A 19,666-nucleotide genomic window follows, 5' to 3' on the forward strand; every position below is an offset into this window, starting at 1 on the left:
GGCGAAATCGATACTGCCTTTCGACGGGACGCGGGCCTAGAATCCGCGCGAAATCATTCGAAGGGGACAGACCATGAAACAGATCGTAGTCGTAGGCGCAGGCAAGATCGGCTCGACCATTGCCGACATGCTGGCCGAAACAGGCGATTATCACGTCACCGTGGTCGACCGTTCGCAGGCCCAGCTCGACGCGCTCGAAACCGGCAATCGCGTCGACACGCTGAAGGTCGAGATCGCTGAAGCCGGTGCGCTCGACGCTGTTCTGGCCGGCAAGTTCGCCGTGCTCTCCGCAGCCCCCTTCCATCTCACCACGCGCATCGCCGAAGCCGCTGCCAAGGCTGGCGTGCACTATCTCGACCTGACCGAGGACGTCGCTTCCACCCGCATCGTGAGGGAACTCGCCGCAACCGCCAAGAGCGCCTTCATTCCGCAGTGCGGCCTTGCGCCAGGCTTCATCTCGATCGTAGCCAATGACCTCGCAAGGCGCTTCGACTCGCTGGAAAGCGTACGCATGCGCGTCGGCGCGCTGCCGCAGTACCCCTCCAACGCGCTGAACTACAACCTGACCTGGAGCACCGACGGCGTCATCAACGAGTATTGCGAGCCCTGCGAGGCGATCGTCGAAGGCTCGCTGGTCGAGGTGCCGCCGCTTGAGGAGCGCGAAGAATTCTCGCTCGACGGCATCACCTATGAAGCCTTCAACACCTCTGGCGGCCTCGGCACGCTGTGCGAGACCTACAACGGCCAGGTGCGCACCCTGAACTACCGCACCATCCGCTACCCCGGCCATGCCGCGATCATGAAGGCGCTGCTCAACGATCTCGGCCTGCGCCATCGTCGCGAGGTGCTGAAGGACATTCTGGAGAACGCCCTGCCCGCGACAATGCAGGACGTTGTGGTGATTTTCGTCACCGTCAGCGGCCACAAGAACGGGCGCCTGATGCAGGAAAGCTACGCCAACAAGATCTACAGCCGCCAGATGGGCAAGATCACGCGCAGCGCCATCCAGATCACGACCGCATCCGGCATCTGCTCGGTGCTCGACATGCTGGCCTCCGGCGCGCTACCGCAGCAGGGCTTCATCCGCCAGGAAGACATCTCGCTCGACGCCTTCCTCGCCAACCGCTTCGGCCAAAACTACGCCCAGGCACGCGCAACACATCTGGCGGCCTGAACTTCCACTGAGGCCCAGAGTTGAGGGCAGCGAGGGGCTGGGGGGCCTCTCGCTTTTTTTTGCGCTGGCGTGTGTTCAGTAAGGGACGGGATAGCGCTCTCGACGCCTCCCCCCTGCCGCTTTGCCGATCGGCCTTGCCGACAGGGTTGAGGCCTGCACCGCTCAATCGCCGTGCAGGATGAATTCCAGATAGAGATTGCGCTGCAGGATCGAGTGGTTGTCGTCGGAGATAAGCGACACCATCAGCGCGCCATCGCTGCGCTGCCAGACGTCGAGCCCTTCCATATTGTCGATCTGGTAGCCCATATTGGCCTCAAACAGCACCGGACCGTCGGCAACCTGGCCTTTGACGATGCTTTCTGACGCTATGCGCCTCATCCGCATCTTCACGCCCGATGCCATCGAGAAGCTGCGCTCGAGCAGCAACAGGTCGCCGTCAGGCAGGAAGGCGCCGTCGGTGATGTCGAACTCACCGTGGCGCTTGACGGTGAAGACGCCTTTTTTCGGCCCCTCGATGATCGCGGCGAAGATATTGCCGGCCGCATCGAGGCTCTTTTCAGACACCACAACAAGTCCGCCCTTCTCGGCGGAATAAGCGACCGTCTCGAAGCCCCTGTTCTGGCGCAACTCGTTGCGCGGCACCACGAAGTCGAGCTCGCGTAGCGCCGGTTTCATGTTGTCCGGGTCGATCTGGTACTGGGCCACGCGATGCATGCGCTCAAAGCCAACAGTGGCTATGCCGTCCTTGACGGCGAGGCCCTCGGCGTCGGCCAGCCACTTCTTTTCGATGGCGTTGCCTGAGGCGTCGACCATCTGGACCATACGGAAATTCTCGACACCGCTCGGCCGCAGGGCCGAATCGCGCGCAATGCTCCCGAAGAACCAGAATCCGGTGTCGGCGACGCCGATGAAATCGCTGCCCGGCTTCAAAAATCGGAAAGCGGAAAGCGCGCCGAGATTACGCGACGACGATGTCAGTTCGAGGCCGCCGACGAATTCGAGCGGGCCGAACATCTTTTGGTCGAGCCCGATCTGGAACTGCGAGATCGGCCGGGTAGAAACCTCGATACGTTCGATGGCCGGTTGCTCGGCCCGCGAAGAGGCGGTGAGCGCTGTCGAAAAAGCAAGTGCTGCCGTTGCAGCGCACGCCAACCGCCGCAGTCGGGCTGCGGAAAGGATCATCCGGCGCGCCGGAAGCCGCCACGGCGGGTCTCGCGTGCGCTCTCTTCGCCAAACAGCGAGGCCAGCTGCTCGGTCATGGCACCAGCCAGTTCTTCCGCGTCGACAATAGTGACGGCACGACGATAGTAGCGCGTGACGTCATGGCCGATGCCGATGGCCAGAAGCTCGACCGGCGAGCGCGTTTCGATCAGGTCGATGACGGCGCGCAGATGGCGTTCGAGATAGTTGCCCGGATTGACCGAGAGCGTCGAATCATCGACCGGCGCGCCATCCGAGATCATCATCAGGATCTTGCGCTGTTCGGGCCGCGCCATCAGGCGCTGGTGCGCCCAAAGCAGCGCTTCGCCGTCGATGTTTTCCTTGAGCAGGCCTTCGCGCATCATCAGGCCAAGATTGCGCCGCGAACGCCGCCACGGCGCGTCGGCACTCTTGTAGATGATATGCCGCAGGTCATTGAGGCGGCCCGGATTCGGCGGCTTGCCGTCCTTCAACCACTTCTCACGCGACTGACCGCCCTTCCAGGCGCGTGTCGTGAAGCCAAGAATTTCAACCGAGACGCCGCAACGCTCCAGCGTACGGGCCAGAATATCGGCGCAGGTGGCGGCAACGGTGATCGGACGGCCGCGCATCGAGCCGGAATTGTCGAGCACCAGCGTGACCACCGTGTCGCGGAACTTGGTGTCGCGCTCCTGCTTGAACGACAGCGGCTGCATCGGGTCGATGACGACGCGTACGAGGCGCGCCGGGTCGAGATAGCCCTCTTCCAGGTCGAAGTCCCATGAGCGGCTCTGCTGAGCCATCAGGCGGCGCTGCAGGCGGTTGGCAAGCCGGCCGACGACGCCCGACAGATTGGCAAGCTGCTTGTCGAGGAAGGCGCGCAGACGGTCGAGTTCGTCCTCGTCGCACAGCTCCTCGGCCCCGACAGTCTCGTCGAAGGCGGTGGTGTAGACCTTGTAGTCGATTTCCCTGGGCAAATTGGCGAAAGGATTGTCCTGGCGGCGTGCCTCGCCCGGCGTCTCCGAATCGACATCGTCGTCGTCGGACATCTCGTCGGAGGTGGCGTCGGACGCCTCCATCTCGCCGGTCTGTTCCTCTTCGGCGGAAGATTCGGCTTCTTCTGACTGCGACTGGTCGGAACCAGCATCGTCCTCACCGCCCTCTTCGCTCTGCTCTTCGCCCTGCGGCTGGTCGTCCTGGTCCTCGTTGTCTTCGGTTTCCTGGTCGTCGCCGTATTCCTCGGCCATCTCCAGCGACGCGAGCATGTGGCGCACGACACGGGCGAAAGCCTGCTGGTCTTCAAGGCTACCGAGCAGCCCGTCGAGATCGCCGACGGCCTTGCTTTCCACCCACTCGCGCCAGAGATCGACCATGCGCTGGCCGCTCTTGGGAACGGGTTGGCCGGTCAGTTTCTCGCGCACCATCAGCGCCAGCGCTTCTTCGAGCGGCGCTTCGGACTGTTCGGTGACGTCGGCGAGGTTGGCCTTGGTGTATTTGTCCTCGAGCATCGAGGTGATGTTTTGGGCGACGCCGGCCATGGCGCGGCTGCCGATCGCCTCGACGCGGGCCTGCTCGACGGCGTCGAAGACGGCGCGCGCATGCTTGCCCTCGGGCGCAAGGCGAGTGTGGATGCGGCTGTCGTGGCAGGCGCGCTTGAGCGCCATGGAATCGCCAAGGCCGCGGGTGACGGCGATATCGCCGGCAGTAGCCTTCTTGGGCAGCTCAGGCAGGCGGGCGCGGTTGCCGGCAAGTGCCGGCCGTTCTTTGGCAAAGGCCACTTCGAGCCCGTTGTCACCCGAAATGGCACGCATGCAGACGGTCACGGCGCGCTTGAAGCCGTCGGCTTCCGAGCCCGTCTTTGACTTGTTGCGTGTGTTGTCGCCCGGCCCCGCCATTTGAGCCTGTTCTTATCCCAGCACGACGTTGGCGGCTGATTCGGGCAGGTCCTCGCCAAAGGCGCGCTGATAGAACTCGGCCACGACAGAGCGCTCGAGTTCGTCGCATTTGTTGAGGAAGGTCAGGCGGAACGCCATGCCGACATCGCCGAATATCTCGGCGTTTTCGGCCCAGGTGATGACGGTACGTGGGCTCATGACGGTCGACAGGTCGCCATTAATGAAGGCCGAACGCGTCATGTCGGCGACACGGACCATCTTGTTGACGATCTCCTTGCCCTTGGCGTCGCGGTAGTGCTTGGCCTTGGCAATGACGATCGCCACCTCGTTGTCGTGCGGCAGATAGTTCAGCGTGGTCACGATCGACCAGCGGTCCATCTGCGCCTGGTTGATCTGCTGGGTGCCGTGATAGAGGCCGGTGGTGTCGCCGAGGCCGACAGTGTTGGCGGTGGCGAACAGGCGGAAGGCCGGGTGCGGACGGATGACGCGGCTCTGGTCGAGCAGGGTCAGGCGGCCCGAAGATTCAAGCACGCGCTGGATGACGAACATCACATCAGGGCGGCCGGCATCGTATTCATCGAAGCACAGCGCCACATTGTGCTGGTAGGCCCAAGGTAGGATGCCGTCCTTGAATTCGGTGATCTGCATGCCTTCCTTGACCACGATCGCGTCCTTGCCGACGAGATCGATACGGCTGACATGGCTGTCGAGGTTGACGCGCACCATCGGCCAGTTGAGGCGGGCGGCGACCTGCTCGATATGGGTCGACTTGCCGGTGCCGTGATAGCCCGACACCATGACGCGGCGATTGTAGGCAAAGCCTGCCAGGATCGCCATCGTGGTGGCCTTGTCGAACAGATAGTCCGGATCGATGTCGGGCACGTGCTCCGACGAGGCCGAATAGGCCGGAACGACCATCTTCGAGTCGAAGCCAAACGTGTCTTTCACCGACACTGTCGTGTCTGGCAGGTTGGTGATGTCGCGATCGACCTTGTTCATAGCGTCTCCACGCGCATGGCTTCACACCACGCCGGCAATCGAAATTTCTTCGGGGGCGGTCTTAAAGCCTTTTCCGACCAGATGAAAGTTGGAAAAGGCCACGACCGCGGGCTGGCTCAACACAATCCCGCTTGCTTGAGCACACGATATGCCTGGAGCACATCCCTGAAGCGGTCCTCAGAACCCCTATCGCCGCCATTGGCGTCGGGGTGGTGGCGTTTTACCAGTTCCTTGTAGCGGGTCTTGATATCGGTCCCGGTGGCTCTCGTATCAAGCCCGAGCGTCTCAAGCGCCTTGGCTTCGAGCGGCTTGGCCTTGCGCTGGCGCGGCGTGCCATGCCCGCCAAATATGGTGTTGGGGTCGCGCATGCGGTTGTAGTAGCCGGCGCGGCCCGAGCGCTGCTGGGCAAAGTCCGGCGCTGAGCGTGCCGCGCCACTGGAGCCAGCCGCAGCATTGGAACCTATGGTCCAGGTCGGCCTGTGGCCGGTCATCGCCTCTTTCTGGAAGCGTGCGATTTCGCCCTCGGCGAGGCCGGAGAAATAATTGAAGCCCTTGTTGTACTCACGCACATGGTCAAAGCAGAACTGGAAGTACTCGCCTTCCTTCATGCGACCGACCGGTGCCTTGTGCGTTCCCGGTTGCTTGCAGCCGTCCCACTGGCAGATCGGCGCGTGCGTCTTCACCTCCGCTTCCGGATCGGGCCGGACGCGGATCTTGTCGAAATATTTTGGATACGGCTTCATCGGATCGTATTTACCGCCTCTTGGCGCGGTGAAACAAGAATTGACATTTCAAGGATGTTGGCCCTAACGCCTGATTTGCGGCTCAATTGCGCCTGATAGCACGATTGTTCGCGGCGACACATGTGGTGAAAGGTGAGACCGATGTCCATACAGGCAACCATCGAAGACAAGCTGAACATGGCATTTTCGCCAGAACGGCTTGCCGTCCTCAACGAAAGCCACCTACACGCCGGCCACCATCACGTCGATGGCGGCCATGAGGCAGTGTTCGATGGCTCCGGCGAAACGCATTTTCGCATTCGCATCGTAGCACCTGCCTTTGCCGGCATGAGTCGCATCGACCGCCACCGCGCGGTCAACGATGCGCTCGCCGCCGAACTCAAGGCTGGTCTGCACGCGCTGGCCATTGAGCCGGCAGCCCCCGGCGAAGCGACGCGCTGGTAAAGCCTCCGCACTTCCGCGCCGTCATCGGGCTGTCACATATATCCATTAGTCTGGATATATGGATGCGAATGACACAATAGAGGCTCTGGCGGCGCTGGCCCAACCGACACGGCTCGAAGCCTTTCGCCGGCTTGCCGCGGCCGAGCCTGGGGGCATCGCCGCCGGTGATCTGGCGCGCCGGCTCGACGTACCACAAAACACAATGTCCGCGCATCTCGCCGTGCTCGCCCGTGCCGGCCTTGCGACAAGCGACCGCCAGGGCCGCTCGATTATCTATCGTGCCGACCTCCTTGGCCTGCGCAAGGTGCTGGTGTTCCTGCTGCAGGATTGCTGCGACGGCCGGCCGGAGATCTGCGCGCCATTGATCGCCGAACTCTCCCCTTGCCGTACCCCGTCGGAGTGATGCCATGCCCAACAGGCTTTTCAACGTGCTTTTCCTATGCACCGGCAACAGCGCGCGTTCGATCCTTGCCGAGAGCATCTTGCGCAAGGACGGTGCGCCCCATTTCAACGCCTTCTCCGCCGGCAGCCAGCCCAAGGGCACGGTCAATCCTTTCGCGCTAAAGGTGCTCGAAAGCTATGGCTATCCGACCGACGGTTTTCGCTCGAAGACCTGGGACGAATTCGGGGTCGAAGGCGCGCCGGAAATGGATTTCATCTTCACTGTCTGCGATGACGCGGCTGGCGAAGCTTGCCCGGTGTGGCTCGGCCATCCCGCCAACGCCCATTGGGGCATCGAGGACCCCAGCCATGCCGAAGGCACCGACCTCGAAAAGGAAGCAGCCTTCGTCACCGCCTTCAAATACATGCGCAACCGCATCACGGCCTTCACCGCGCTACCGCTCACCAGCCTCGACCACCTCGCGCTGACGTCGCATCTCCAGCAGATCGGCAGGATGGACGGCGCAAGCTCGAAGGCTGCCGATACCGGCAAATGAGCGCAGCGCTCGGTCGGCGACTGCTCGCCGAATTCCTCGGAACGGCAATCTTGCTCGCCACAATTGTCGGCTCGGGCATCATGGCGGTGCATCTGGCGGACGGGAATGTCGCTCTGGCGTTGCTCTGTAATGCGCTCGCCACCGGCGCCATGCTCGTCGTACTGATCACGATATTCGTGTCGGTTTCCGGTGCGCATTTCAACCCAGCGGTCAGCCTCGTGATGGCCTTCGACCGGCGTCTGGAATGGCCACTGGTCCTGCCCTATCTCGCAGCGCAGTTGGCCGGCGCGGTCATCGGCACATGGGCTGCGCATGTGATGTTCGGCCTGCCGATCCTGCAGTTTTCGACAACCATCCGCACAGGCCCGGGGCAATGGCTCGGCGAGGCGATCGCCACATTCGGCCTGGTGCTGACCATATTGGGATGTATTGCTCAGATGCCGAAAGCGACGCCATTCGCCGTCGGCCTCTACATCCTGGCGGCCTACTGGTTCACCTCGTCGACATCCTTCGCCAATCCGGCTGTAACCATCGCGCGCGCGTTGACCGGCACCTTCACCGGCATCGCACCGGCCGGCGCGCCAGCCTTCATCGCGGCACAACTGGCCGGGGCACTGCTCGGCCTGATTATGGGTAGAATCTTGTGGCCCGGCGCTACTTCGACGGCCGCGCCGGGGCCGGCTGCGGCTCAGCCACCGCTGGCCTGATCCTGATTCGCGCCAGGCGATTCTTGTCGCGTGTCATGACGATGAAGCGCTTGCCGTGGAAGGTGAAGGCCTGCTTTTCCTCGGGGATCGACTGGGTCTCGTGGATGACGAGGCCCGCGATGGTTGTTGCCTCATCGTCGGGCAGGTGCCAGTCGAGCGCGCGATTGAGGTCGCGGATCGGCACGGTGCCGTCGACGACCACGGAGCCATCGGCCTCCTGCTTGACGCCCTGGACGTCGATGTCGTGCTCGTCGGCGATCTCACCGACAATTTCCTCGATGATGTCTTCGAGCGTCACCAGCCCTTCGACCTCGCCATATTCGTCGACGACGATGGCGAAATGCGCCTTGCGGCGCAAAAAGGCATTGAGCTGCTCCTGCAATGTCGTTGTGTCGGGCACAAACCACGGCTTGGAAGCAACCTTGAGGACATCGACCCTGGAATAGTCGCCCTCGACGTCGTTGAGCGCGCGCAGCAGGTCCTTGGCGTGGATGACGCCAACGATGTTGTCGATCGAACCGCGCCACAACGGCATGCGCGTATAGGGGCTCTGCAATATCTCGCGGACCAGCGCTTCGGAGGCGATGTCGGCATTGACCGAGCGCATCGCGGTGCGGTGGACCATGACATCGGACACTTCAAGCTCGTGCAGGTCGAGCAGGCCGCCAACCTGGTCGCGGTCCTGCTTGACCACCTGGCCGTCGCGGTGGAACTCGTCGACTGCTCCACGCAGCTCGTCATGGGCGGAGCGCTGTGGCGTCAGTGCGATCAGCTCGTAGCCGAGGGAGGCGAGCAAACGGTCGCGGAAGGCCAGGACCACAAGGATCAGCCCCATCAGAACGCCCGCAACGATCCAGCCACTCATCCCGGGTGATTCTCCTTGAGGAAGGAGATCACTTCAGACGCCGGCACGTCCTTGGCGATGAACGACTGGCCGATGCCGCGCGTCAGGATGAAGGTCAGCGCGCCGCGCGAAACCTTCTTGTCCTGGGTGATGTAATTGAACAGCGCCTCGGCGTCGGGCAGGCTGCCTGCAATGTCGGCCATGCGCCAAGGCAGGCCAACGTCGCGCAAATGCGCCTCGACCCGCGCCGCATCGTCGGGGCTTGCCAGGTTGAGCCGGGCCGAGAAGCGATGCGCCAGCGCCATGCCGATGGCGACACCCTCGCCATGGACCAAACGCGAACCGTCATAGGCGGTGGCGGCTTCAAGCGCGTGGCCGAAGGTGTGGCCGAGATTGAGCAGTGCACGGTCGCCGGTCTCGAATTCGTCACGGGCAACGACATCGGCCTTGGCGCGGCAAGATTGGGCGATGGCCTCGATGCGGGCCGGACCACCGTCGAAAACCTCGCGCCAGTTGGTCTCCAGCCAGGCGAAGAACTCGGGCCGGTCGATCAGGCCATATTTGGCGACCTCGGCATAGCCAGCGCGGAATTCGCGCAGCGGCAGCGTATCGAGTGCCGCCGTATCGGCCAGCACCAGCTTCGGCTGGTGGAAGACGCCAATCAAATTCTTGCCGCGCGGGCTGTTGATGCCGGTCTTGCCGCCGACGGACGAATCGACCTGGGCCAGAAGCGACGTTGGCATCTGCACGAAATTCATGCCGCGCCGAACGATGCCGGCAGCGAAACCGGTGAGATCGCCGATGACGCCACCGCCGAGCGCGATCACCGCGTCGCCGCGTTCGAGGCGGGCAGCGATGATCTGGTCGACGACGGTTTCCAGCGAATCGAAGCTTTTGGTCTTTTCGCCGGCGGGAAGCTTGATCACCGCCGGCGTATTGCCGGCGGCGGTGAGGCTTGCGACCAGCGGCTCGAGATGCGCTGCAGCGACATTCTCGTCCGTGACAATCGCCGCCCGTGCCTTGGGCAGGCGCTGCTGGATCAGCTGGCCACCGCGCGCGATCAGACCCGGGCCGATCAGGATGTCATAGGCGCGGTCGCCAAGTCCGACTTCGACGGTGACGACGCTCATTCATGATCCTCCGAGGCTTCCGAAACGTGAATTCTGCCGGGCACGCCGAGATGATTGCAAAGTGCCTCGATGACCTCGCTGGCGATCGCTTCCTTGCGATCGTCGCGCGTTGCCACGGTGAGATCGGCAAGCCCATAGATCGGGTAACGCTCTTCCATCAGCTTGGCGAGCACGGCGCGCGGATCAGCGTTCTGCAGCAGCGGCCGGTTTTGCTTCTTGGAGACGCGCTCCATCAACAGGTCAAGATCGGCCTCGAGCCACACAGAGACGCCATGGACTGATATGGCCGACCGGGTTTGCGCGTTCATGAAGGCACCGCCACCGGTCGACAGCACCTGCGGCCCGCTTTCCAGAACCCGGCCGATGACGCGCTGTTCCAGCGCGCGGAATTCGACTTCGCCGTAGCGCTCGAACAGCTCGGGGATCGTCATCCGCGAAACGCTTTCGATCTCGTGGTCGCTGTCGATGAAGCCGAGGCCGAGCGCCTGCGCGACCTTGCGGCCGATGGCGGTCTTGCCCGCTCCCATCAAACCAACAAAGACAATCGATCGCGTGCCGAGCCGTTCGAGCAAGGCAGCAACCGAGCCTTCGGGAAATGGAGTCTGCACGTCGGGTGTCATGGCGGCCCTTTCGCCGGCGTATCGACATGAAAAGCCCCGTTGCGTCAAGCGCATGGCGCCAAACGCACCCTTGAATTGCCTGTAACGGCGTCCCATAAGGGCACAGGATAGTACGGACGGGCAAACACATCGATGCCGACACTTTTCCGGTTCCTTGTCACGCTCGCAATTCTGGCGGGCATCGCTTACGGTGCCATGTTTGCGCTGGTGATGTTCGTTGAGCCCAAGAAGTCCGAAATCACCGTGCGCATTCCGCCGGAAAAGCTCGCGCCCAAGAAATGAAAAGCGGCGCGCGCATCGAGGCCTTCCTCGAAATGATGAGCGCCGAACGCGGCGCTGCCAACAACACGCTTTCAAGCTATCGCCGCGACCTTGAAGACGCCTCGGAGTTTCTAGGCGGCCGCCTTGCCGACGCCGATTCCGCAGGCATTCGCAACTATCTCGACGACATCGCCGGCCGCGGCTTCGCCACCACCTCGCAAGCGCGCAAGCTCTCGGCGATCCGGCAGTTCTTCCGTTTCCTCTATACCGAAGGACTGCGTGGCGACGATCCGACCGGCATCCTTGACAGCCCGAAGAAAAACCGGCCGCTGCCCAAGACGATGAGCGAGGCGGAAACGAGCCGGCTGCTCGACCGTGCCGCGATGGAGGCTGCTGATTCTGCCGGCGACAGCTTTGCGACGACCAGGATGCATGCGCTTGTAGAAGTGCTCTACGCCACGGGCTTGCGCGTTTCAGAGCTGGTCAGCCTGCCGCTGACCGTGGCGCTGCGCGACGAGCGCTTCTTCGTTGTGCGCGGCAAGGGCGACAAGGATCGCATGGTGCCGCTGTCGGCCAAGGCGCGTGCTGCCATGCGGCGCTGGCTCAGCGAACGTAACCATGACCCAAAGCAGGCTGAGAGCACGTTCCTGTTTCCCTCGGCATCGGAAAGTGGGCACCTGCCCCGCCAGGTTTTTGCCCGCGACCTCAAGGGGCTTGCCGCGCGCACAGGCATCGCATCTGCGAAAATCTCGCCACACGTGCTGCGCCACGCCTTTGCCAGCCACCTTCTGCAAAACGGTGCCGACCTGCGCGCGGTACAGCAATTGCTTGGTCATTCCGACATTTCAACCACCCAAATCTACACCCATGTGCTTCAAGAAAGGCTGCTGAAACTGGTCAACGAACATCACCCGCTTGCCGATTAAGGTCCATATCGTTATGTGAGTGCCAAGTTCCACTGGCGCGGTACCGTAGTTTTTGTGCTCCCAGTGCCTCCTTTTTCAGCGTGGTAGCCCGCTCGCCAATGTACAATTACCTCGATTTCGAAAAGCCCGTTGCCGACCTTGAAGGCAAAATCCTCGAGCTCAAGAAGCTCGCCGAGAACGGCGAAGCCGTCGATGTCGGCGACGAGATCAAGCGGCTGGAGAAGCGATCGCGCGATGCGCTGCGCGACGCCTACAAGGCGCTGACCCCGTGGCAGAAGGTTCAGGTGGCACGCCATCCCGACCGCCCGCATTGCCTCGACTACATAAACGGCCTGTTCACCGATTTCACCTTGCTCGCCGGCGACCGCAATTTCGGCGAAGACAACGCCATGATTGGCGGCTTTGCCCGCTTCCGCGGCGAGCCTGTTCTGGTGCTCGGCCAGGAAAAGGGCTCGGACACCAAGAGCCGCCTCAAACATAATTTCGGATCGGTGCGTCCTGAAGGCTACCGCAAGGCGGTGCGCCTGATGGAAATGGCCGACCGCTTCAAGATCCCGGTCGTGATGCTGGTCGACACCGCTGGCGCCTATCCCGGTGTGGGCGCCGAAGAACGCGGCCAGGCCGAAGCCATCGCACGATCGACCTCGACCAGCCTTGGCCTCAAGGTGCCTTCGATCGCCATCGTCATCGGCGAAGGCGGTTCGGGCGGCGCGATTGCCATCGCTGCTGCCAACCGTGTCTTCATGCTCGAACATGCGATCTATTCGGTGATTTCGCCGGAAGGTGCTGCCTCCATCCTGTGGCGCGACACGACGCGCTCCAAGGACGCGGCGACGAACATGAAGATCACCGCCCAGGATCTGCTCGGCCTCAAGATCATCGACCAGATCATCACCGAGCCGCTCGGCGGCGCGCACCGCAACGCCGAAGCGGTGATTTTGGCGACCGGCGACCTGATCGCCAAGACGTTCAGCGAATTTGCCGGCTCGAATATCGACTTCCGCGAGCATCGCCGCGAAAAATATCTGGCCATCGGCCGCAGCCTCTGATTGCGCAAACTGTGGCCCGAATGGGCCACAGCAAGTTTCCGCCACAAAATTGCCGCCTCGCCGCGTTCAATGAACTTGCCGTGATTTTGCGCATTTGGGACGGGCCGAGAACTTGCGGTAAGGATTTTTCAAGGTTAACGGCCTTAGGGTCGAGGCAGTATCAGGACGGGCCGGTCGACGGCGTGCTTACGCTGTCGCCATGAAGAAGACGACATTTATCGATGATCGCCAATATCGCACGCGCTGGATTGCTCATCGCCGCACTCGCGGTGGCCGGCTGTTCGGAATCCTCCGTAAATGATTTTGTGCCGCAGTACGCCAACAAGCAGCTGCCGGCCAAGATTGTCCAGGAAATGCAAGCCAAGGGCATGACGCGCACCTCGCCGGTGCTGGCGCGCGTGTTCAAGGAAGAGGGCAAGCTGGAAGTCTGGAAACAGAAGACCAACGGCCGCTACGACCTGATCGCCAGCTACAATATCTGCAAGATGTCCGGCAAGCTTGGGCCAAAATTCACCGAGGGCGACCGCCAGTCGCCGGAGGGATTCTACACCGTGCGTCCGGGGCAGATGAACCCGAACTCCAGCTATCACCTCGCCTTCAACATCGGCTACCCCAATACCTATGACCGCGCCAACGGCCGCACCGGCTCGAACCTGATGGTTCACGGCGCCTGTTCGTCGTCCGGCTGCTTTTCGATGACCGATGCGCAGATCGAGGAGATCTATGCTTTCGCGCGCGATGCGTTCAAGGGCGGCCAGACCGAGTTCCAGGTACAATCGTTTCCGTTCCGCATGACCGCGGCCAACATGGCGCGCTATCGCAATGATCCGAACTACCAGTTCTGGGCGATGCTGAAGGAAGGCTACGACCACTTCGAGATCACCAAGGTGCCGCCGAAGGTCGACGTCTGCGAAAAACGCTACGTCTTCAATGGCGTTCCCGAAGGTACCGGCGCGTTCAATCCTACTGGCGCCTGCCCAGCCTTCACCCAGCCGCAGGGCCTGCAGACCGCCTATCAGGCCTATCAGGGCAAGTACGATGCCGCTTTCGCCAGCGCCTCGAAGGGCGGGGTCGATGCACCCAAGCCGACGATCGCCGGCATCAAGGAAGCAGCCATCGTCTCGGAATGGACCAAGAAGCGGGCGCGCGGCGAGCGCGTGCCGATCGAGCCCCCGTCCTTGAACCATGATGGCACTGTGACCGTCACTGAGCGCATGGGGCGCATCGATTCGGAAGCTGGTCGCCGCATGGCGGCACTCGACGCCGCGGAGGCCGCAAAAAAGAAAGCTGCGGAAGAAAAAGCTGCCGCCATTGCCGCTGCAAAGGCCGCCAAGGCAGCCGCCGCGCAGCCGATTGTCACCGCGACAGTGCCTTCACCGTCACCGGTGGTCACCGAAGCGCCAGCCCAGGCAGCCGACGCAGCCCCCGCCGAACAGGCGGGCACCGCAACCAAGCTCAAGAACAAGTTGCTCGGGCTGTTCGGCAGCTGACCAGCGTGAGCGAAGCCACAGACATCTACGACCTCAGGGGGCTCAACTGCCCCCTGCCCGTGCTCAAGGCCAAGCGACGTTTGGCCGACATGACCCCTGGCAGCCTGTTGTGGCTCGAAACCACAGATCCGCTCGCCGTAATCGACATCCCCGCCTTTTGCCAGGAGGCCGGCCACAGGCTGGTCGAGACCAAGCCTGTCGAAGGCGGTCACAGATTCCTGGTCGAGCGCGGCTCGTGAATTTCAGGACCGTGAGAATTATCGCCCGATAATCGCCAGCGGGTTGTTTTCCATCGCCTCACGGTCGGGCGTATCGATCGCCGGCTTGTTGACAAAGGCCGAAAACAGCCGCTGAACATAGTCTTGCGGCAGGTCGATGCCGATCAGCACCAGCCGCGTACCACGAACAGCATCCGGCCACGCCGGCAGCCGCGCCGGCGGGTGCAGCATCTTCTGCACGCCGTGGATGACCAGCGGCCGCGCCGGATCTTCCATCAGCTCGACGATGCCCTTGATGCGCAAAAGCTTGTCGCCCTGGGTCGACAACAAAAGATCGAGAAACATCTCGATGGTCGAAAACGGCAGCGCGCCCGCATGCGTAAGCGAAAACGAACCAATCCGGGCATCGTGGGCAGGCGCGTGATCGTGGTGGTGGTCGCCATGGTCGTGGCCATGGTGATGATGCGCGTGATCGCCCGCCTCGCCCAGCCAGCGCCGCACATCGGCGGTCTTGGTCGCCGGATCGTAGAGCCCGCATTGCAAAAGCTTTGCGACCGCGACGCCCTCGACCGCGCGAATTTCGGCACCCGGATTGATCCGGGCAAGCCGCGCCTTCAGCGCGTCAAGCCATTCGGCATCGTCGACAAGGTCCGCCTTGGTCAAAACAATCCGATCAGCAACCGCCACCTGCTTGACCGCTTCGACATGGGCGTCGAGCGTGGCTGAGCCGTTGACGGCATCGACTACCGTGATGACACCGTCGAGCCTGAAGGCATGGATCAGTGCCGGATGGCCCATGATCGACTGCAAAACCGGCACCGGATCGGCGAGGCCCGTGGTCTCGATCACCACGCGCGCCAGCCGCTCGATGCGGCCGGTCTGTAGGCGGTCAACCAGATCGGCCAGCGTGTCGACAAGTTCGCCGCGCACAGTGCAGCACAGGCAGCCATCCGACAGCTCGATGACACCGTCGGAGGCCTTTTCGACCAACAGGTGATCGATGGCGACATCACCGAATTCGTTGATGATGACGGCGGTATCGACAAGCTCTGGATCCTTCAGCAGCCGGTTGAGCAGCGTTGTCTTGCCCGCGCCAAGAAAGCCGGTCAGCACCGATACGGGGATCGGAAATACAGCCATGTCGAGCCTAGCTTCCAGCCCGCGAGGCCTTGACCGGGCGTTCGTCGGGCACGAGTCCGGGGTTAGTCGCAGCAGCCGCGTAGTCGGGGCGCGGCGTCGGGATCGGAACGCCGCCGATCTCGGGGACCTTTCCGGCGGCGACCGCGTCGGCAAATGCCTGCGGCACCTTGCCAGTCGCACCGCCCAGGCCAACGGCCACAAGCTTCGGCGGATGGTCGAGCTTTTCCAAATAGGGCGACTTGGCCTTGGCCGAGGCCTGTTCACTCGGCTGTTCGGCCTTCTGGCCCTTCACCGGCTTCGGGCAGATCTCGTCGCGCATGTCGCGCACCTGTCCGATGCCTTCGCCATAGGGCGCAAGCGCGGCAATAACTTGTCCGCCGGAATTCACATTGGCAAAACCCTTATCGAGCAGGGCGGCTGCCGCTTCGGCACGCTTTTCGGCCGACTTCTCGCCCAGCACCACAGCGACAACAGTACGGCCATTGCGCGTCGCCGAACCGATCATGTTGAAGCCCGATGGACAGATGAAGCCTGTCTTCATGCCGTCAGCGCCGGTGTAGCGGCCGACCAGGAGATTGAAGCTGCCGAGCTTCTTCTTGCCTGCCTGCAGGCCCTCGATCGAGAAATAGGAGGCGTATTGCGGATACTCGTTGCGAATCGCCAGTACCAGGAGAGCGAGATCACGCGCGGTGACGTATTGCTCCGGATTGTGCAGGCCGTTCGGATTGGAGAAATGCGAGCTGTTCATGCCGAGCCGGGCTGCCTCGAGATTCATGCGCCCGACGAATGCGTCTTCCGTCCCACCGACGTTTTCGCCGATCGCCATGGCGATGTCGTTGGCGGAGCGCACCAGCATCATCTTCAGCGCATTGTCGAGGGTCATCACCGAGCCGGGCTTGAAGCCCATCTTGGCTGGCTGCTCGCTGGCCGCATTCTTGGAGACCTTGATCGGCGAGTTCAGCTCGACTTCGCCCGCCTGGATAGCGCGGAAAGTGACATAAGCCGTCATCAGCTTGGTCAACGACGCCGGATACCAGCGCTGGAAGGCGTCCTCATGTGCCAGAACCTGACCGCTCTTGGCGTCAAAGACTAATTCTGGATTGGCGGTCGCGGGGACAGCGCCAAGTGCTGTTGCGGCCGCAAGGCCAAGGAGCATGCTTTTGACGAACTGCATCTTCATCATCAAATCCGAAATCGCCTCTTGCCGATCATGGCCGGCCGTTCATAAGATTTCCGTAAACCGGGATGGCAACGCGCTGGCCGGAAAAAGAACCCATGGCCACGGCGTCGCCGCCGCTGCTAAATAGCCTATGTGACGCCAAGATGGCAGAGCTTGCGCGATCACAAATGCGAATCGGGACCCCTGGTCCAACAACAGGAAGTCGAGACAAAACATGCCGATCCTGAACCGAGCCGCCGAAATGCAGGAAGAGATCGCCGGCTGGCGCCGCCACCTGCATCAGAATCCCGAGCTCAATTTCGACGTCTTCGAAACCGCCGATTTTGTCACAAGCAAACTCAAGGAATTCGGCTGCGACGAGGTCGTCACCGGCATAGGCCAGACCGGTGTGGTCGGCATCATCAAGGGCAGCCTGGGTGCCGGCGGCGTGGTCGGACTGCGTGCCGACATGGACGCCCTGCCGATCGAGGAGATTACCGGCAAGCCTTATGCCTCGACCGTATCGGGCAAGATGCATGCCTGCGGCCATGACGGCCATACGGCGATGCTGCTGGGAGCCGCAAAATACCTCGCCGAAACGCGCAATTTCGCAGGCTCCGTCGCGGTCATCTTCCAGCCGGCCGAAGAAGGCGGTGGCGGCGGCAACGAGATGGTCAAGGACGGCATGATGGAGCGCTTCGCGATCCAGAAGGTGTTTGGCATGCACAACATGCCGAGCCTGCCGGTGGGCCAATTCGCCATCCGTCCAGGTGCGATCATGGCGGCGACCGCCGAATTCACCATCACCATCAAGGGCAAGGGCGGCCATGCCGCCATGCCGCACCGCGCCATCGATCCGATCGTCGCCGGCAGCCAGCTGGTGACTGCGTTGCAGACGATCGCTTCGCGCAGCACCGACCCGGCCGAGGCGATCGTCGTTTCGGTGACCAAGTTCATTGCCGGTTCGGCCTATAACGTCATCCCAGAACACGCTGTGGTCGCTGGCACCGTGCGCACGCTGAAAAAGGAAGTCGCCAAGCTTGCCCAGGAGCGCATGAGCGCGATCTGCCGTGGTGTTGCCGAAGCGACCGGCACGGAGATCGAGTTCGACTACGACTCAAACTACCCAGTTACGGTCAACCATCCGGAAGAAACGGTGTTTGCCGGCGATGTAGCCGCGACCGTCGCCGGCGAACCCCAGGTGCACCGGGCGATCCAGCCGCTGATGGGAGGCGAGGACTTTTCATATATGCTGGAAGCCCGTCCCGGCGCCTTCATCTTCATCGGCAATGGCGATAGCGCCAATCTCCACCACCCGGCCTACGACTTCAACGACGAGGTCATCCCGCATGGCGTCAGCTACTGGGTGCGCCTGGCCGAGACGGCACTGGCTGCCTGAAGCAATTTTTGAGGGGTCTGCCAGCGCTTGGCCGATCCCGAAATTGCCTGCCAAAAATCATTGGCGAATCCGCTGGAAGCCGTTATGTGTGCAACCGAGTGGTCCCGTAGCTCAGTAGGATAGAGCGGCAGATTCCTAATCTGTAGGTCACAGGTTCGATTCCTGTCGGGATCACCAACAAAATCAAGGACTTAGGTTCAGGTTTCTGCTGGTGGCATGTTGCGCCTGGGTTAGCCCGACATGGATTGACGCCCGGCGAATTCTGAAAGCTGACGATGCATAGTAATCCTGCCCTTGATCTGTGACTGCGCCACGGCAGGCAATGTTGATTGGAAATCAGTTTCCGCGGAAAAATCTACTGAAAAAACGGCCTGCCGAGCTCAAGATCGACAGGCCGTTCCTTACGGCGCCCTAAGACACTGCTGGGAGCCATTATAGGCGCGCGCCCAGTCATAGTGCCACTGCAGCATGATAAATAGAAGGTCTGCCGGCGGGATGGGCTTCGCTCCCCTGAGCTCATTACCCACCCAGCGGCGCGAGCGTCCATTGGGATCCGCTTGATCAAACGTCGTTGTCGGGCGCAGGTCCCGACGCATCAATAGCAGGGCGGATAGGGATAATAGCCGCATTGGCCGTAGCCGTAGTCGTCGGACGGGCCGCTGCTGCTCCGACGGCGAGGCCCGTCGCCAATCCGGCGCCGGMATACCAKGCCCCATGATATTCGGGAGCGTGCCARTAATTCGCATGATCGACACCGCCAATCCTGTCCGACGCRAAGCGCCCGTCGTTGCTGCCAAGTCGGTCGCCGCCGAAATCGCCACCGCCAAAGCCGCGCGCCCCTCCGCCGAAGTTGCCYCCGCCGAAGCCACCCCCACCACCAAAGTGACCGCCGCCAAAGCCGCCGCCACGATCGATGAACAGTGCCGCAGGTCCACTCGACCCACTCAGGCTTCCTTCAAGCACCGAAACATCGAACGTCAGGGCACCGTCCGCGAGTTTGGGGGACCGCAAGATCACCACGGCATCTGAAGGGGAACATGCGGTTTGACATCCGCGTCCTGTGCAAGTGCTCCGCCGAGAGCCGAACACAGACCGCCAGCAATCAGACCCAGACATGCAAGATTTGTGGTGAGCCTGGCTAAACCTGCCGTGAGCATGCAGTTCGTTTCGCCTGAGCCTCAAGGCGCGGACTTTAGAGTGACCGTCGTAACGCCGCCCGCAATGTTGATGCCTTCCTGACCTTCGACGGCAATTGGCTGCAGCGAAAACGCGCGGCCGCTCCCGCCGACGAGAATATTGGCGCCTGCGCCGACACCGAACGAGGCGTTCGCGCCTACCCCGGCATAGGTAC

22 protein-coding genes and 1 tRNA gene are annotated in these 19,666 nt (G+C 62.3%); 13 read left to right on the forward strand and 10 right to left on the reverse strand.

Going from position 1 to position 19,666, the window contains the following annotated elements; translation table 11 throughout:
* The first annotated feature begins 73 nt into the window (after positions 1-73).
* Positions 74-1,174: a saccharopine dehydrogenase family protein gene (locus AC1DWF_RS14370; protein WP_476782238.1), complete on the forward strand. Its 1,101-nt coding sequence runs from the start codon at positions 74-76 to the stop codon at positions 1,172-1,174.
* A 162-nt stretch (positions 1,175-1,336) separates the two neighbouring features.
* Here the strand turns inward: AC1DWF_RS14370 and AC1DWF_RS14375 are convergent, their stop codons facing one another.
* The 4 genes from AC1DWF_RS14375 to AC1DWF_RS14390 all read right to left on the reverse strand — a co-directional run bounded on the left by AC1DWF_RS14375 (position 1,337) and on the right by AC1DWF_RS14390 (position 5,990).
* Entirely contained in the window at positions 1,337-2,356 is a 1,020-nt protein-coding gene (locus AC1DWF_RS14375; protein WP_476782239.1) for an esterase-like activity of phytase family protein, read from the reverse strand.
* Complete coding sequence (gene cobT / locus AC1DWF_RS14380; RefSeq protein WP_476782240.1) at positions 2,353-4,248, reverse strand: cobaltochelatase subunit CobT; 1,896 nt, start codon at positions 4,246-4,248, stop codon at positions 2,353-2,355. The genes AC1DWF_RS14375 and cobT overlap by 4 nt, the downstream gene beginning before the upstream one ends.
* 12 nt (positions 4,249-4,260) lie before the next feature.
* The gene (gene cobS, locus AC1DWF_RS14385; protein WP_476782241.1) at positions 4,261-5,247 is read right to left on the reverse strand and encodes a cobaltochelatase subunit CobS; all 987 of its coding nucleotides are present in this window, start codon (positions 5,245-5,247) and stop codon (positions 4,261-4,263) included.
* Positions 5,248-5,363: 116 nt separating this feature from the next.
* Complete coding sequence (locus AC1DWF_RS14390) at positions 5,364-5,990, reverse strand: J domain-containing protein (RefSeq protein WP_476782242.1); 627 nt, start codon at positions 5,988-5,990, stop codon at positions 5,364-5,366.
* A 141-nt stretch (positions 5,991-6,131) separates the two neighbouring features.
* Here AC1DWF_RS14390 and AC1DWF_RS14395 point away from each other — a divergent pair, with 141 nt between their 5' ends.
* The 4 genes from AC1DWF_RS14395 to AC1DWF_RS14410 are packed head-to-tail and all read left to right on the forward strand — an operon-like array spanning position 6,132 to position 8,079.
* Complete coding sequence (locus tag AC1DWF_RS14395) at positions 6,132-6,434, forward strand: BolA family protein (protein WP_476782243.1); 303 nt, start codon at positions 6,132-6,134, stop codon at positions 6,432-6,434.
* 58 nt (positions 6,435-6,492) lie between these two features.
* Positions 6,493-6,837, forward strand: a complete 345-nt coding sequence (locus tag AC1DWF_RS14400) for an ArsR/SmtB family transcription factor (RefSeq protein ID WP_476782244.1) — start codon at positions 6,493-6,495, stop codon at positions 6,835-6,837.
* Between the two features lie 4 nt (positions 6,838-6,841).
* On the forward strand, positions 6,842-7,372 hold the full coding sequence (locus AC1DWF_RS14405) for an arsenate reductase ArsC (protein ID WP_476782245.1): 531 nt from the start codon (positions 6,842-6,844) through the stop codon (positions 7,370-7,372).
* Positions 7,369-8,079 carry an aquaporin gene (locus tag AC1DWF_RS14410; protein WP_476782246.1) on the forward strand — a complete coding sequence of 237 codons (711 nt, stop codon included), beginning with the start codon at positions 7,369-7,371 and terminating at the stop codon, positions 8,077-8,079. The genes AC1DWF_RS14405 and AC1DWF_RS14410 overlap by 4 nt, the downstream gene beginning before the upstream one ends.
* On the opposite strand, the gene AC1DWF_RS14415 is transcribed toward AC1DWF_RS14410, so the two are convergent.
* The 3 genes from AC1DWF_RS14415 to AC1DWF_RS14425 are packed head-to-tail and all read right to left on the reverse strand — an operon-like array spanning position 8,027 to position 10,673.
* On the reverse strand, positions 8,027-8,944 hold the full coding sequence (locus AC1DWF_RS14415) for an HlyC/CorC family transporter (RefSeq protein WP_476782247.1): 918 nt from the start codon (positions 8,942-8,944) through the stop codon (positions 8,027-8,029). The genes AC1DWF_RS14410 and AC1DWF_RS14415 overlap by 53 nt on opposite strands.
* Positions 8,941-10,053: a 3-dehydroquinate synthase gene (gene aroB, locus AC1DWF_RS14420; RefSeq protein ID WP_476782248.1), complete on the reverse strand. Its 1,113-nt coding sequence runs from the start codon at positions 10,051-10,053 to the stop codon at positions 8,941-8,943. Before aroB ends, AC1DWF_RS14415 begins: the two co-directional genes overlap by 4 nt.
* A complete protein-coding gene (locus AC1DWF_RS14425; RefSeq protein ID WP_476782249.1) occupies positions 10,050-10,673 on the reverse strand; it encodes a shikimate kinase in 624 nt (207 codons plus the stop codon). Before AC1DWF_RS14425 ends, aroB begins: the two co-directional genes overlap by 4 nt.
* Positions 10,674-10,805: 132 nt before the next feature.
* Here AC1DWF_RS14425 and AC1DWF_RS14430 point away from each other — a divergent pair, with 132 nt between their 5' ends.
* The 5 genes from AC1DWF_RS14430 (at position 10,806) to AC1DWF_RS14450 (ending at position 14,638) form a co-directional block, all read left to right on the forward strand.
* Positions 10,806-10,955: a histidine kinase gene (locus AC1DWF_RS14430; RefSeq protein ID WP_476782250.1), complete on the forward strand. Its 150-nt coding sequence runs from the start codon at positions 10,806-10,808 to the stop codon at positions 10,953-10,955.
* Complete coding sequence (gene xerD, locus AC1DWF_RS14435) at positions 10,952-11,860, forward strand: site-specific tyrosine recombinase XerD (protein WP_476782251.1); 909 nt, start codon at positions 10,952-10,954, stop codon at positions 11,858-11,860. The genes AC1DWF_RS14430 and xerD overlap by 4 nt, the downstream gene beginning before the upstream one ends.
* Positions 11,861-11,958: 98 nt before the next feature.
* Positions 11,959-12,909 (forward strand): acetyl-CoA carboxylase carboxyltransferase subunit alpha, encoded by a 951-nt coding sequence (locus AC1DWF_RS14440; RefSeq protein ID WP_476782252.1) that lies wholly within the window; start codon positions 11,959-11,961, stop codon positions 12,907-12,909.
* A 221-nt stretch (positions 12,910-13,130) separates the two neighbouring features.
* The gene (locus AC1DWF_RS14445) at positions 13,131-14,399 is read left to right on the forward strand and encodes a L,D-transpeptidase family protein (protein WP_476782253.1); all 1,269 of its coding nucleotides are present in this window, start codon (positions 13,131-13,133) and stop codon (positions 14,397-14,399) included.
* Positions 14,400-14,404: 5 nt separating this feature from the next.
* Complete coding sequence (locus AC1DWF_RS14450) at positions 14,405-14,638, forward strand: sulfurtransferase TusA family protein (RefSeq protein ID WP_476782254.1); 234 nt, start codon at positions 14,405-14,407, stop codon at positions 14,636-14,638.
* 18 nt (positions 14,639-14,656) lie between these two features.
* On the opposite strand, the gene AC1DWF_RS14455 is transcribed toward AC1DWF_RS14450, so the two are convergent.
* Together AC1DWF_RS14455 and AC1DWF_RS14460 are read right to left on the reverse strand one after the other, a co-directional pair.
* A complete protein-coding gene (locus AC1DWF_RS14455) occupies positions 14,657-15,757 on the reverse strand; it encodes a CobW family GTP-binding protein (RefSeq protein ID WP_476782255.1) in 1,101 nt (366 codons plus the stop codon).
* A 7-nt stretch (positions 15,758-15,764) separates the two neighbouring features.
* Positions 15,765-16,940 (reverse strand): D-alanyl-D-alanine carboxypeptidase family protein, encoded by a 1,176-nt coding sequence (locus AC1DWF_RS14460; RefSeq protein ID WP_476782256.1) that lies wholly within the window; start codon positions 16,938-16,940, stop codon positions 15,765-15,767.
* Between the two features lie 211 nt (positions 16,941-17,151).
* Here AC1DWF_RS14460 and AC1DWF_RS14465 point away from each other — a divergent pair, with 211 nt between their 5' ends.
* From AC1DWF_RS14465 to AC1DWF_RS14475, 3 genes are all read left to right on the forward strand, one after another.
* Positions 17,152-18,315: a M20 aminoacylase family protein gene (locus tag AC1DWF_RS14465; RefSeq protein ID WP_476788401.1), complete on the forward strand. Its 1,164-nt coding sequence runs from the start codon at positions 17,152-17,154 to the stop codon at positions 18,313-18,315.
* A gap of 100 nt (positions 18,316-18,415) precedes the next feature.
* A tRNA-Arg gene (locus AC1DWF_RS14470) sits at positions 18,416-18,492 on the forward strand.
* Between the two features lie 567 nt (positions 18,493-19,059).
* Positions 19,060-19,344 (forward strand): hypothetical protein, encoded by a 285-nt coding sequence (locus AC1DWF_RS14475; protein ID WP_476841790.1) that lies wholly within the window; start codon positions 19,060-19,062, stop codon positions 19,342-19,344.
* Positions 19,345-19,493: 149 nt separating this feature from the next.
* Here the strand turns inward: AC1DWF_RS14475 and AC1DWF_RS14480 are convergent.
* Positions 19,494-19,666 (reverse strand): DUF992 domain-containing protein (locus AC1DWF_RS14480; protein WP_476841791.1); only part of this gene is annotated, 173 nt, incomplete at its 5' end.

It is taken from the genome of Aminobacter sp. P4_D5 (genome assembly GCF_056401815.1).